The organism is Pseudomonas marginalis (genome assembly GCF_001645105.1).
Classification (GTDB): domain Bacteria; phylum Pseudomonadota; class Gammaproteobacteria; order Pseudomonadales; family Pseudomonadaceae; genus Aquipseudomonas; species Aquipseudomonas petroselini.
Map to the genome: position 1 here is coordinate 205,462 of NZ_LKEG01000034.1, position 13,980 is coordinate 219,441.

General features: G+C 61.1%; 8 protein-coding genes. 1 reads left to right on the forward strand and 7 read right to left on the reverse strand.

The features are described from left to right. The first annotated feature begins 9 nt into the window (after positions 1-9). Positions 10-1,560: a MocR-like pyridoxine biosynthesis transcription factor PdxR gene (gene pdxR / locus AO064_RS10285; protein WP_064053209.1), complete on the forward strand. Its 1,551-nt coding sequence runs from the start codon at positions 10-12 to the stop codon at positions 1,558-1,560. Here the strand turns inward: pdxR and AO064_RS10290 are convergent. The 7 genes from AO064_RS10290 to aspA form a co-directional block, all read right to left on the reverse strand. Continuing rightward, complete coding sequence (locus AO064_RS10290) at positions 1,530-6,200, reverse strand: dermonecrotic toxin domain-containing protein (protein ID WP_064053210.1); 4,671 nt, start codon at positions 6,198-6,200, stop codon at positions 1,530-1,532. The two genes, pdxR and AO064_RS10290, sit on opposite strands and share 31 nt — an antisense overlap. 134 nt (positions 6,201-6,334) lie before the next feature. Further along, on the reverse strand, positions 6,335-7,426 hold the full coding sequence (locus AO064_RS10295; RefSeq protein ID WP_064053211.1) for a polyamine ABC transporter substrate-binding protein: 1,092 nt from the start codon (positions 7,424-7,426) through the stop codon (positions 6,335-6,337). Beyond that, positions 7,423-8,457: a histone deacetylase family protein gene (locus tag AO064_RS10300; RefSeq protein WP_064053212.1), complete on the reverse strand. Its 1,035-nt coding sequence runs from the start codon at positions 8,455-8,457 to the stop codon at positions 7,423-7,425. The genes AO064_RS10295 and AO064_RS10300 overlap by 4 nt, the downstream gene beginning before the upstream one ends. A gap of 133 nt (positions 8,458-8,590) precedes the next feature. Next, entirely contained in the window at positions 8,591-9,583 is a 993-nt protein-coding gene (locus AO064_RS10305; protein ID WP_064053213.1) for an AraC family transcriptional regulator, read from the reverse strand. 50 nt (positions 9,584-9,633) lie between these two features. Beyond that, positions 9,634-10,614: an asparaginase gene (locus AO064_RS10310; protein ID WP_064053214.1), complete on the reverse strand. Its 981-nt coding sequence runs from the start codon at positions 10,612-10,614 to the stop codon at positions 9,634-9,636. 78 nt (positions 10,615-10,692) lie between these two features. Further along, positions 10,693-12,138: an alanine/glycine:cation symporter family protein gene (locus tag AO064_RS10315; RefSeq protein ID WP_015886589.1), complete on the reverse strand. Its 1,446-nt coding sequence runs from the start codon at positions 12,136-12,138 to the stop codon at positions 10,693-10,695. Between the two features lie 392 nt (positions 12,139-12,530). Continuing rightward, complete coding sequence (aspA, locus tag AO064_RS10320) at positions 12,531-13,955, reverse strand: aspartate ammonia-lyase (protein WP_025854459.1); 1,425 nt, start codon at positions 13,953-13,955, stop codon at positions 12,531-12,533. Positions 13,956-13,980: the final 25 nt, after the last annotated feature.

Genomic DNA, 13,980 nt, shown 5'->3' on the forward strand with positions numbered 1-13,980 from the left:
AGGTCCAATATGTCGCCCATCTCTGCGCCGCTGTCATTCAACCCCGCCGGTATTGAGCTGGATCGCCGTCAGGGTCTGACTCGCCAACTGTATGACGCCTTGCGCCAGCGGGTGCTGGATGGACGACTGGTCAGTGGCACGCGCCTGCCCGCCACCCGTGACCTGGCGGCGGCGTTGTCGATTTCCCGCAACAGTGTGGTACGCGCCTACGATCAGCTGTATGCAGAGGGGTTTATTGAAAGCCGAGTCGGCGATGGCACTTATGTCGCTCAATTGCCTACGGCAAAAAAACTATCCACAAAAGTATCCACAGGGTTTTCAACAGGCTTATCCCCAGCCTTATCCACAAAATTGGCTGATTTTCCGGAAGATCTGGACGATGAAGTTATCCACAGCGCGGGCTTGGCCCGGGTAAAAAACAACCACCTGGCCTTACCTCCCTCGGGTCCGCCTCGGGCATTCCGCGTGGGCGTGCCGGCCTTTGATCTGTTCCCCTTTGAGGTATGGGCCAAGCTGAATGGGGCATTCTGGCGCAAGCCGGATCTGGAACTGCTGTGCTATGGCGACCCGGCGGGTGACGGTCGCCTGCGCGGTCTGATCGCCGCTTACTTGCGCAGCTCACGGGGCATGCAGTGCACCGCTGAACAAATAGTGATCACCAGTGGGGCGCAGCAGGCAATCAGCCTTTGTGCACAGTTGCTGGTAGAGCCGGGAGATGGGGTGGCGGTGGAAAACCCTGGCTACCGTGCGGCGGGGCATGCGTTCGCTTTGGCAGGCGGACGGTTGCACGGTGTACCGGTGGACAGTGAAGGCATCGATTGCCAGGTGCTCAACAGCCTGGGCGATTGCCGAGTGGCGTATGTCACGCCCTCTCATCAGTACCCGTTGGGTGTGGTGATGAGCCTGGCGCGGCGCCTCGAACTGCTGGCCTGGGCCGAGCGCACGGGCGGTTGGATCATCGAGGACGATTACGACGGCGAATACCGCTACAGCGGCGCGCCGCTGTCACCATTGGCGGCACTGGACCGCAGCGGGCGCGTGCTGTACGTCGGCACGTTCGGCAAGGTGGCCTTTCCGGCCTTGCGCCTGGGTTACCTGGTATTACCGCCGGGCCTGGTCGACGCCTTTTCCCGGCGGCGAGCGGTGGATATGCGCCATTCCGAAGTCAGCACCCAGGCCGTGATGGCCGAATTCATGGCCGCCGGGCACTTCCAGCGACATATCCGGCGCATGCGCCGCGCGGCGTTGAGCCGACGCAACGCACTCCTGGCCGGGTGGCCGGGTGACCTCGACGGGGTCGCCAGCCTGCCCAGCGTTGCCGCAGGGCTGCACCTTACGGTACGCGTGGCCAGCCTGGCCCGTGAGCAACAATTGCTCGAGCAGGCCAAGGCTGCTGGTGTCGAAATCAACGGCCTGAGCAGTTACTGGCTGGCAGGCTCCAGCACACCGCCGGACCAGCGTGCGGGTCTCGTGCTGGGGTTTGCCGCGGTGCCAGAAGTTGCCATCGGCCAGGCCCTGGCGCGCTTGCGTCAGGCCTGGGGCTCTTCCACCGCCGGCTGAGGTGGCTTGCTTTTAAAGAACAGCGTGCGCGCCAGTTGGGGGCTGATCTCACTGCGGTAGATACTGATATTGTTGCGGCTGGCGTCGTTCCTGCGCTCGTATTTTCCGCCCAGGCCGCGTTGGTCTGGGGTTTTCAGGTGGGCAGCGGTGAAGTTCTCCTCTGATCCTGTCAGCGCGTTGTAGTGAAAGTGGGCATACCACAACGTTTTCTTGGTTTGGATATCCACCACGGGATACTCCTGCAGAAAACTTGAGTGACGTCCGGTGAGCTTGATGCGCGCACCGGTGGGCGGGTTGATGGTAACCACCCCTTCCTTGAGCAACAGCTCGACATGAGCCGCCGTGGGAGGCCGTGTCTTGAGCATATGGATGTGGAGGCGCTTGCGTTCGCCCTGGAGCTTGCTGATCGCGGCGGACAGTCGTTTGTTGAGCATTGCTGAGGGGTGTGTGGTGCTTTCTGTCAGATTGCTCAGGGTCAGTGCTTCTTCGATCTCCTGGCTGGCGTGCATCAGCTGTTCGATCCGGTTACTGATACGCTCTTCAATGGTTACGGGCAGCCATCCCGCCTCGTTGGACAGCACTTCCGTGCGCGTGATAAAGGCCTCAAGCGTGTCCAGCAGGGCCTGGCCGTGGGTCGTGCTCTGTTTAAGGTTGCGGGCCTGGGCGCGGCTGGTTGATCGCGCCGCGGGTGGTTGTTCAACCCATACGCCCGGCTCTTTTTCGTGGAACGTGGCGATTACCTTGCCGGTCAGCGGCTCCTTTACCTCCACCAGTGCTGTGCTGCCTTCGGCGTCCGGCAGGCGTTCTTCGCCGATGACAATCCCCTTGAGATGCGTCTTGATGACTCTCTTCGTGACCCTGGACGAGGGGCGGGAAGGTCCAGGCATGGGTTCCAGGGTTTGGGCTTTGCGTTCGCGCAGCAGGCCGGTCAGTTCTCGCGTGGCGTTTTGGGCGAACTCATCGATTTGTTTGCGCAGATTGGCCAATGGGGTTTTTTGCAGGTCGTCGGGGAAGTCGGCCGGCAACTCCACCAGGTTCTGATCCACGCTCGCGAATTGATCTACCAGGCTGTCGAGGGTTTCGATCAACTGGTCTTGAGTGGCTTCATTCTCCGGGTCCAGGGCGACTCGCAGGCTTTGCACTGCCAGCTCGGCGGTTTCGATAATGCGCGCAACCGCTTCCCTGGCCGCCGGCAAGCTCTCGGTTTTGGTCTCATTGAGGCATAGGAAGGTACTCAGGCTGATCTTGAACGCTTTGAGGTCAGTGAGGCTCACATTCGCCAGGCCGAGCCCATGAATAGTGGCGAACCTGACACCCCTTTCACCGAGCTCCCGCATCTCCCTTAAAGGGGTCTCGATGAACGTAAGGCGTTCAATCATATCCTGGGTGACCTCATAGACTTTTTGATAGGTACTGAGGGGGAGTGTCGCCAGCGTATCGTCATCAGGGTCCATGTGCCCTTCGACTGAACGTAGTTGTTGTTGGAACCCGTCCAACTGTTCGTTGATGGCTGAGCGGGCCACGAAAATCTGGTTGGTCAGGTATTCGTACATCCCGTCCAGGTAATTGGGAACGGTGTCGATGATCTTCAGCGATTTGAGTTGGGCGATCGTCACGTCGAGTTCCTTGATGTGATTGTCCGCCTGGGCAAGGTAAGTGGTTCGAGCCGCTTCCTGGGCGTCCTCCGGCGTTGCGGCGATGGCCTCGCGCAGTGCCTCAAGCTCGCTGTGCCGTTGCATCAATTGCTTGTCAAAGCTATTTAACTGCTCGCGCAGGTCTTTTATTTTCGGCGGCTTGAGGCGCTGACCCTTTTGCCGCAGGCGGCGCAGCCCGCTGGCTTTCAATCGGAACCGGATGTCGATAAACCACTGGCCAGCACGGTTGCTGGTCAGCGGAAAGCCTGTTCGCTGTGACTGTTTTGGATCAACAATCAGGACTGAATCGTTTTCGTCCACATCAACCTCAAACCATCGAGTCCCAACCGGCGCATACCAGTGTTCCCCTGCGCTGTAGAGGTGCTTGTAGGCGGTGTCCTCCTTGTACTGTTCGCTCAGGGATGATGGCTTCTCGACCATGAGGGCATCCAGGATCGCTCCGAGATTGCGCCGGGACTGAGTCAGCGCGCCGCTGGCATGCAGCGTACCTTGATGGTCCGCCGGCAGCTCACCTGCCGTGATCGTCGGTTTTTGTATCAGGACCATGGCGGGTGAGGGCTTGGACGGTTCGGCGGGTTCTGACGGCTTGGGATGCTTGGAGGGCGTGGACGACTCGCCCGGCTCGGAAGAGGCGCGGGTTTCTTTTTCGATCGCCGCGCTGGGGGGTCGTTGTGTACTGATGTGCATCGTCAACACCATGCCCAGCGTCAGCAATATATCCACCCAGGCGGAGAGCTCGGCAGGTCGCTCGTTTATTTCTCTGGCATCCACGACATGTTGCAGATCATCCATCAATTGCCAGATCCAGGACGCTGCGCCGACGGTTTTCCCCATGAATGGCAGTGCCGCGGTAAAGATCTGCCAGCCCATGTGCTTCAAGCTTTCCCAGCGGCCCTCGGCATTGGAGACAGACTGGCGGTCGGCCAGGTTTGCCAATGCCGTGGCGTGAGTTTTGAACAGCGTCGCGAAATAGTCATTGCGCAACACCTCATTGCCGAAACGGATCGGCCCTGTCATCACCAGCACATCAAGTGGGTCATTAAGCAGGCTGGTAAACACCCAGGGGGACGGCAGGGTGCCGGTGAATACGAACTGGCCGTAAGCGGTGCGCTCCTTGTCGGGCAACCAGGCGAGGATCGACTGGCGCAAGGTCGTTGATTGCTTGATTTCATAGAGCAGGTTGGCTTCAGAGGCGAACTCCATCAACGGCTCATTGCTCAGTGGTCGATAGAGCAGGCAAGGGCCGTTTTTTGGGGCTTGGGGGCCAATGATGAACATGTTGTCGACCGTATCCACGGCTGTCGTCAGGCGCCGCTTGGGGTACAGGGCCAGGGGGCGGATCACCACCGGGTAACCGTCTACCCGCTGCTTTTCAGTCTCCGTGTTCATCACGGCACACACGTAGCGATAACCCTGTTCGGTCAGGCCGTGAAGACCGCGAATCTTGTACTGCAAGGCCAGCAAGGGCAGTTGCAGGCGCAATTGTTCGGTGTAGAGTTTTTGCCGGCGCAAGGACTGCGCGGCGTCCTCCAGCAATTTGCTTTTGATCAGGGCGGGATAGTGTTTGCCGATATCGACCTGGGTAATCAGTTTTTCCAAGTATTGCGCCGTCATCCAGGTCGGCGTCATCGTCCCGTTGCGGTAAATCACGACCTTGTTACCCAACGGCAGGGCGATCAGGTTTTCCAGGGCCAACTCGGTCAGCGTGAAGGTTTGCGTCTGGGTTTGGCCGGGTACGGCCAGCGTGCCCCAGACCACTGCGCTGGTCACGGCGATTTGCACGTTTTCCAGGTTGACGTTGGCAGCCTCCGGGTGGTCCTTGATCATCTGTGTGCGCAAGGCGTCGCGGGCAAAATCACCCACGGCGGGAATGTCATCCATATAGGTTTTGCCGTTCTCCTGCAGGTTCAAGGCCGCCAAGTCCATCATGTAACGACCATAGGCCGACTGGTCGGGTGACGAGGCCTGCTGCAACCATCCGGGCAGTGAGTCGCGAACCCAGCCAAGCCGGGATTGATCCTGTTGCGTGAACGCGTGGAGCTCCTCCTTCGCACTGTCCGCCGGGGAAAGTGGCTTGATGTCCTCATCGTCAAAGGCGATGTGCCGCAGCGCTTCGATTTGCAGGCTGATCAGGCTGCTGGCCTGATACTCAAAGAAATTGCCCGATGGCTCGAACAGTCGCCAATGGATTTCGCGCCCCGCAAATAAATGGGGATGGGGCGCCAGGTATTCACCAAACGCCTTCATCGAGCTGAATTTTTTATAGCCGGTGGCAATCGAGTAACAGAGGATGAGCTCCCGTGTGCCCAACTTCCCGATCACCAGCGCCATAGAGGTCACATTGAGGTGTTTGCTGACGCTACCCGCTTGCTCATCGATATCAATCAGGTAGGCGTGGGCGTCATAGTTGTCATGGGGCTGGCGCTGTGCGTATTCGGGGTAGTGAAAAACATTCCTGGCCATGGCGCACTCATCGTCGTCCCAGTCATCGACGGTGTGTACATTCCAGAGGTTGCGCAGTGTGCGGGCCAACGTCTTCCAGCGTGGCCCGTTCTGGCCGCCGCTTTGGTTCCAGAAATCGAGCTGTTGTTCCTGGTAGGAGACAAACAGCAGGGGGGCCAACTCGTTGATCAACTGCGCGATACGGTCAACCTGGACGGAAACGTGGGTGTTTGCCTGCTCCTGGGTTTGATTGATCAGATAGTGCTCACCGTCGATCCAGGTCAGCGCGACGTTGGTCAACGCACTGCGCGCCAGTGCGCCGGCCAGCGATTGAAGGTGCGGAAGGTCGGGCACCACCTCACCGCTGACGCTTTGCCAGCGAGGGGTGACCAGGATGGCCAGGTTGGGGTCGATATCGAGGTCCGGGTACAGCTCGGCCAGCGCCGATCGTAAAGTCGCCGCCGCGACCTCCCGCAGGGAGGGGCCGGTGGCCAGTTGAGTCAGCAGATCGTTGGCGCTGGGGGACAGTGCAGTGTCATTCATAAGGGCATCCTGGCCGCAAGAAAGGGGCCGCTAGGGTGCGTAGCGGCGTTTTTCTCACAGTAAGGATGTTGCCCACTCGGCGAGCGGTAGTTAAGTCAAGGCCAACCCCTCAGGCCCTGCGGTGGACTCGGCGATCAGGTACCCGACTTGATTTTGGTCCAGGCCCTGGTCCTGGCGCGCTCGGCATCCCGGGTCAGCGGTTTCAAGGTGTACAGCGTGGCCATGGCCGCCTCGGTCGGGTACAGGTTCGGGTTGTTGCGAATCGACGGGTCGACCTGCTCGGTGGCGTCCTTGTTCGGGTTGGGGTAACCGACGAAGTCGCTGATGGGCGCGATCACGGCCGGTTGCAGTAAGTAGTTGATGAAGGTGTAGGCGTCCTGCGGGTTTTTTGCGCCTTTGGGAATGGCGAGCATGTCGAACCAGATCGGTGCCCCTTCCTTGGGCAGGCGCATGTCCACGGTGACACCGTTCTTGGCCTCTTTGGCGCGGTTGGCGGCCTGGGAGAAGCTGCCTGAGTAACCGACGGCTACGCAGATGTCGCCGTTGGCGATGTCGGCCATGTACTTGGAGGAATGGAAGTAGGTGACAGAGGGGCGGATCTTCAGCAGCAACGCTTCGGCTTTTTCATAATCCTTGGGGTTGCTGCTGTTGGGGTCCAGCCCCAGGTGCTGCAGGGCGAGGGGCAGGATTTCCGAGGGGGAGTCCAGCAGCGCGACGCCACATTGCTTGAGCTTGCTGATGTTTTCTTCCTTGAAGATCAGGTCCCAGCTGTCCACCGGCGCATCGGCGCCCAGCGCGGCCTTGACCTTGTCCGGGTTAAAGCCGATCAGGATGGTGCCGTACATGTAGGGCACGGCGAATTTGTTACCGGGGTCGTTGGCTTCGATCAGCTTCATCAGCTTGGGGTCGAGGTGGTTCCAGTTCGGTAACTGGCTGCGGTCCAACGGCTGGAATACGCCGGCCTCGATCTGCTTGGCCAGGAACACGTTGGACGGCACCACCACGTCATACCCGGAGTTGCCGGTGAGCAGCTTGGCTTCCAGCGCCTCGTTGGTGTCGAAAATGTCGTACACCAATTTGATGGCGGGGTTCTGCGCCTTGAAGTCCTCCAGCGCCTTGGGCGTGATGTAGTCGAACCAGTTATAGACGCGCAGGGTTTTTTCTTCGGCGTGGGCCACGCCGCTGATAACGGTGGCGCAGAGGATAAGTGACTTGAGCATGTTCATTGGGCAGCCCCTTCAAAACCTTCGAGAACATTGACGGCATTGATGCCGATTTCTTCCACCGCGTAGCCGCCTTCCATCACAAACAGCGTGGGTCTGCCCAAGTGGGCGATGCGTGCGCCCATTGCCAGGTAATCCGGGCTGTCGAGTTTGAATTGCGAGATAGGGTCGTCCTTGAAGGTGTCCACCCCCAGGGACACCACAATGATGTCTGGCCCATAACGTTCAATCTCGTTGCAGGCCTGTTCCAGCGCTGCGCTCCAGCGCTCCCAGCCGGAACCCGCGGGCAACGGGTAGTTGACATTGAAGCCTGCCCCCGCGCCCTCGCCCAGTTCGTCGGCATAGCCGAGAAAAAACGGAAACTCCGCCGCCGGGTCACCGTGGATCGAGGTGAACAGCACGTCGTTGCGCGCATAAAAGATCGATTGGGTGCCGTTGCCGTGGTGGTAGTCCACGTCCAGGATCGCGACCTTTCGGTGGCCCTGGTCGAGAAACGCCTGGGCTGCAATGGCGGCGTTGTTGAGGTAGCAATAGCCGCCCATCAAGTCACTGGCGGCGTGGTGCCCCGGTGGCCGGCAAAGGGCGAAGGCACTGCGGGCGCCTTGCTGGATTGCTTGTTGCGCCGTCAGCGCCACTTGGGCCGCGCTATAGGCGGCTTGCCAGGTGCCGGCGGTAATTGGGGCCCCGCCGTCGAAGCTGTAATAACCGAGTTGGCCGTGCAGGCTGGTGGGCAATACACGGCGCAAGGTGCGGGCCGGCCAGGTGTAGGGCAGCAGGTCGCCGTCCTGGCCGAACTCGGTCCAGCGTTGCCATGCACCTTTGAAGAAGTCGAGGTAGTCACGGCTGTGGATGCGTTGCAGCGGCGCCAGGCCAAAGTCCTGCGGGGCTTGGACGGCGCCCAGTTCACGGTCCTTGACCCGCTGCAGCACATGGTCGGCGCGCGAGGGCATTTCAAAGCAGGGCATCAGTTGCCCGTCCATCAGTTCACAACGGCCGTGGTGCAGGTGGTGATCGTCTGAGTAGATCGTCAGCATATTGTTGTTCTCCGCAGGCGGTATCGGTGCCTGCAGTCTTGCTGGCGGCGCAGGTTATGAGAACGGCAAGAGCGGCCAAAAGGGGATATATATGGCCAGATTTTCTGTCCGTAATTCGCCCCTCAATAGCGCGTCATGCGCGAAATTGGCTCGGCGCCACGCCGCTCCAGCGCACGAAGGCATGCCGGAAGCTGGCGGTCTCGCTGAAGCCCAGCTGCTCGGCAATCCGGTAGATGGGGCATTGGTCTTGCGCCAGCAATTGCTTGGCGCGTTCGAAACGCAGCTCATCCAGCAGTTCCTGATAGCTGCAGCCCAGGTCATGCAGGTGTCGGCGTAGGGTGCGTGGCGAACAGTTCATCTGTTGGGCCAGGCCATCCAGCCCGGGTGCGGCGTGCAGTTGCGCCGCGAGCAATTGGCGGATTCGCCCCAGCCAGGCTTCGCGCCCGGTGAATTCGGTGTTCTGTTTACGGCAGCGCTCGGCCATGGCCTGGTGGGTCACGCTGTCGGCCAGCGGCAAAGGCTGGGCGAGCCAGCGTTTGTCAAAGGCGAACGCATTGGCGGTGGCCTGGAACTGCAACGGGCAGTCGAAACTCTCGGCGTAGCGCGCTTGATAATCCGGTGCATCGTGCTCGAAGCGCGCGCCCAGCAAGGGCAGTGGATGGCCGAGCAGGTCGTCGCAAATGACCTTCAGCGACCCGAGACACAGCTCGACATTGAAGGCGGTCAGGGCCGGGTTATCGCGATAATCGCCCGCGGTGAACCAGATACGTCCGCCGTCCTCCTTCAGGCTCAGCTCGAACAGTGTTCCCAACAGCGCCGGATAACGCAGGGCCAGGCGCAAAGCGTCACCGAAAGTGGCACTCGTGAGCAGGGCATAGCCGAGCATGCCGTAGGACGATACATGCATGCGGCGCCCCACGATCAGGCCGATATCGCGCTGCAGGGCCACGGCATTGGCGCACACCTGCATCTCCTGATGCGTGGCGATGCGAGTGTCGGCGCGGCTCAAGTCCGCCGCGCAGATACCGCTGCCGGCCAGCAGCGTTTCGGCGGGCCAGCCTTCGGCCTTGAAGGTGCTGAGCACCAGCGAGACCGCGTTGAGGGTCGTGAGGTGGGAGTGCAGCATGGGGGCTTCCAGCCAGGAGATGGCTGGAAGGGGAGCAAGTTATATGCCGGTCAGCTCAGTTCGCCGCACAGGTCCAGTTCCACCAGGCGGCGGACCTCAGGCGTCGCAAGACTCGCACCGAGCAGGGCCTGCAGCTTGCCGAACACCGCTTCGCGGGTCATGCCGCCACCGGACAGTACGCCGACGCCGCGTAACCGGCTGCCGGCTTCGTACACGTCCAACTCCACGCCACCTTCATGGCATTGGGTGATCGCGACCACCACCACACCTTGATCGTGGGCACGCTGGAGGCTGGCCAGGAACGCCGGGTTATCGCTTGGCCCGGTGCCGCTGCCGAAGCATTCGAGGACCAGCGCCTGGAGGCCGCTGTCGATCAGCGCATCCAGTTGCCCGGCGCCGATGCCCGGCACCAACGGCAGCACGCCGACGTTGGCCAGGGCTTTGGCTTGGCGATAATCCAGCGCTGCAGGAATGGCCTCGGCCTTGGCCACGCCGCCGTTGCGCTGCAAGGCTGCAAACGGATGGCGACCAAAGCTGCGGATCTTCGCGCAACGGGTCGGCGCCATCAGTGCGCCATGGAAGTACAACTGCACACCGGGCGCCAGGCCTTGGCCCAATGCTGCCAGGGCACCGCTGACGTTTTCCCAGGCGTCGCTGTCGGGCACGCCGGCGGGCAGCATGGAACCGGTGAACACCACCGGCGCCGGCAAGCCCAGCAATTGAAAACTCATGGCTGCCGCACTGTAGGCCAAGGTGTCGGTGCCGTGCAGGATCAGTACTGCGTCGCAGCCGCCTTCCACGGCCTCGACGACCGCGATGCGCAATTGTTGCCAGTAGGCCGGGGTCATGTTGGCGCTGTCGATCAGCGGGGCCATTTCGCGGAAGCGCCACGCAGGCACTGGCTGATGGGCCAGTTGCTCGCGCATGCGCGCTTCGAACCCGGATGCGGGTGCCAGGCCGTTGGCGCTGGCCTGCATGCCGATGGTGCCGCCGGTGTAGAGCACCATGACGTTTTGGGCTGGTTGGGTCATCTGAACACTCTCCTGAACGAAAAACGCCGCCGGGCCCAGAGCATGCCCAAGGCCAGGCGGCGTGTCATCTATCTACGCTCAGCGTTGCGCTTGAGCGTTCAGTTCAGCCGAGACGGCAACGTCCGGTTTTGCCGGATTGGCCGGCCAGGCCTTGCGGTCCAGGTCCAGGTCTGGGAACTGGCTGGAGTCGAACACCGGGGTCTTGATGCCTGCGGCGCGCTGGTTGTCGTAGTCGTTCAGGATGCGCATGGCGATCTTGAACAGGAACGCCAGGGCGAACAGGTTAACGAACGCCAGCATCGTCATGGTGATGTCGGCGAAGGCGAACACGGTGCCCAGGTTCTCGATGGAACCCCAGAAAATCAGCACCAGCACCAGTGCGCGATAGCCCATCAGCACTTTGCGGTTGTTACCCACCAGGAAGCGCAGGTTGCTCTCACCGAGGTAGTAGTTGTACATGATCGAGGTGAACACGAACAACGCCAGGGCCACCGAGATGAACATGCGGCCCCAATCACCGACCACGGCCGCCAGGGAGTTCTGGGTCAGGGCAATGCCGTCGCCTTCGAAGCCTGGGGTGTAGAAACCGGAGAGCAGGATCAGCAAGGCGGTGCAGGTACAGATCACGAACGTGTCGAGGAACACGCTGAACGCTTGCACCACGCCTTGGGCGATCGGGTGTTCTACCGACGCCACCGCCGCCACGTTAGGCGCACTGCCCAAACCGGCTTCGTTGGCGAACACGCCGCGCTTAACCCCCATGATGATCGCGCTGCCCACCAGGCCGCCGAAGGCCTGGTCGAGGCCGAACGCGCTCTTGACGATGGTTGCGAGCATCGCGGGTACGTGGTCGAACTGCAGCACGATCACGTACAGGGTCACGGCGATGTAGACCAGGGTCTTGACCGGCACCAGCAGGTCGGCGATCGAAGCGATGCGCTTGATCCCGCCGATGAACACCAAGCCCAGCAATACTGCGAGGGCCAGGCCGGTGTAGGTGGTGTCCAGGCCGAAAGCGTTGTTCAGCGAGTGCGTCACGGCATGGGCTTGCAGGCCGTTGAAGGCAAAGCCGAAGGTCACCAGCAGCAGGAACGCCATGACCATACCCAGCCAGCGCTTGTGCAGGCCGTGCTGGATGTAATACGCGGGGCCGCCACGGTAGGTGCCTTCGGCGTCAGTGCGTTTGTACAGCTGGCCGAGGGAGCACTCGATAAAGCTCGAAGACATGCCCACCAGCGCGGTGACCCACATCCAGAACACGGCACCTGGGCCACCCAATGTCACGGCAATGCCGACACCGGCGATGTTACCTGCACCGACGCGGCCGGCCAGGCTGAGCATCAGCGCCTGGAACGAACTGAGCTGGCCGGAGCTGCTCTTCAGGCTGTCTTTGAACACTGAGAACATGTGGAAAAAGTGGCGCAACTGTACGAAACGCGAGCGAATCGTGAAATAACCGCCGAGCCCGACAATGAGCACGATCAGTACTTTCCCTGAGAGGAAGTCGTTGATGACTTCGAGCATGGAGTGTTCCTCGCTGATTTTTCTAATGGCAAACGCAGGACGGTTCGACGCCATCGCATCGCACCAGGCAGTGCGCGACAGTTCGACCCCAATCCTTTTGCGGGTTGTTATTCATGCGGTTTCGCGTTGTACCTGGGCCTCGTTACCGACGGCCGCACACGCGAAGAGGGGCGGCACTATACCTAGGCGAACGAGATCCGTCTGCTCGGGCTGATTAAAGGTTTCAGCCATGCGACTGAGGGGGCGGTGGATTGGCAGGGCGATATTGGAGTTTTTATGGGCGTCATTTCACAACCTTGGGGCAAAAAAAAGGGCCTGAAGAACGAGCCTTCAGGCCCTCAAAAGGTGAGAGGTGTCTAGTCCCTCAGCCTGGTGAGCAGTGCAACAGACGCTTAGGCCTTCAACGGGACCAAGCGTGGAGCGATCATGTTTTCGGGGCGCAGGATGTCGTCGAGCATGGCGTCGTCGAGCAAGCCTTCTTCGCGCACCAGTTCCAGCACGCCGCGGCCGCTTTCGAGGGCGATGCGGGCGATGCGGGTGGCGTTTTCATAGCCGATGTACGGGTTTAGCGCGGTGACCAGGCCGATGGAATGCTCCACCAGTTCGCGGCAGCGCGCTTCGTTGGCGGTGATGCCGACGATGCAGTGTTCGCGCAGCATGTCCATGGCGCGTTGCAGCAGGCGGATCGAGTCGAAGATCTTGAAGGCGATCAGCGGCTCCATTACGTTCAGCTGCAGTTGGCCGCCTTCGGCTGCCATGGTCAGGGCCAGGTCGTTACCGATCACTTGGAACGCGACTTGGTTAACCGCTTCCGGGATTACCGGGTTGACCTTGCCGGGCATGATCGAGCTGCCTGGCTGGCGCGCCGGCAGGTTGATCTCGTTGATGCCGGTGCGGGGGCCGCTGGACAGCAGGCGCAGGTCGTTACAGATCTTCGACAGCTTCACCGCAGTGCGCTTGAGCATGCCGGAGAACAGCACGAAGGCGCCCATGTCGGAGGTGGCTTCGATCAGGTCGGCGGCAGGCACAACCGGCTGGCCGCTGATCACCGCCAGGCGTTGTACCGCCAGGGCTTGGTAACGCGGGTCGGCGTTGATGCCGGTACCGATGGCGGTGCCGCCCAGGTTCACTTCGGTCAGCAGCTCTGGCGCCAGGGTTTTCAAGCGCGCCAGGTCTTCACCGAGGGTGGTGGCGAAGGCGCGGAATTCCTGGCCGAGGGTCATCGGCACGGCGTCTTGCAATTGGGTGCGGCCCATTTTCAGCACGTGGCTGAACTCGACGCCCTTGGCGGCGAATGCCTGGATCAGGCTGTCGAGGCTGGCCAGCAGCGCGTCATGGCCCAGCAGCAGACCCAAGCGGATCGCGGTCGGGTAGGCGTCGTTGGTCGACTGCGCCATGTTCACGTCGTTGTTGGGGTGCAGGTACTGGTACTCGCCCTTGTTGTGGCCCATGGCCTCCAACGCGATGTTGGCGATGACTTCGTTGGCATTCATGTTGGTTGAAGTGCCGGCGCCGCCTTGAATCATGTCCACCACGAACTCTTCGTGGAAGTCGCCGCGGATCAAGCGGGCACAGGCTTCGCTGATGGCAGCGTGCTTGGCTTCGCTGAGCTGACCGAGCTCGCGGTTGGCATCTGCCGCCGCTTGCTTGACCATTGCCAGGCCGACCACCAATTTCGGGTAATGCGAAATCGGAACGCCCGAGAGGCGGAAGTTATTCACCGCTCGCAGGGTCTGGATGCCGTAATACGCTTGGGCAGGTACTTCGAGTACGCCAAGCAGGTCTTTTTCTGTGCGGAATGATGCAGCGGAGGACATGACGGAAATCATCTCGATATGGACC

Excerpts from the sequence above, each read along its gene's own strand:
- AO064_RS10295 (WP_064053211.1), bottom strand. The coding sequence starts at position 7,426 with ATGAACATGCTCAAGTCACTTATCCTCTGCGCCACCGTTATCAGCGGC.
- pdxR (WP_064053209.1), top strand. The coding sequence starts at position 10 with ATGTCGCCCATCTCTGCGCCGCTGTCATTCAACCCCGCCGGTATTGAG.
- AO064_RS10310 (WP_064053214.1), bottom strand. The coding sequence starts at position 10,614 with ATGACCCAACCAGCCCAAAACGTCATGGTGCTCTACACCGGCGGCACC.
- aspA (WP_025854459.1), bottom strand. The coding sequence starts at position 13,955 with ATGTCCTCCGCTGCATCATTCCGCACAGAAAAAGACCTGCTTGGCGTA.
- AO064_RS10305 (WP_064053213.1), bottom strand. The coding sequence starts at position 9,583 with ATGCTGCACTCCCACCTCACGACCCTCAACGCGGTCTCGCTGGTGCTC.
- AO064_RS10315 (WP_015886589.1), bottom strand. The coding sequence starts at position 12,138 with ATGCTCGAAGTCATCAACGACTTCCTCTCAGGGAAAGTACTGATCGTG.
- AO064_RS10290 (WP_064053210.1), bottom strand. The coding sequence starts at position 6,200 with ATGAATGACACTGCACTGTCCCCCAGCGCCAACGATCTGCTGACTCAA.
- AO064_RS10300 (WP_064053212.1), bottom strand. The coding sequence starts at position 8,457 with ATGCTGACGATCTACTCAGACGATCACCACCTGCACCACGGCCGTTGT.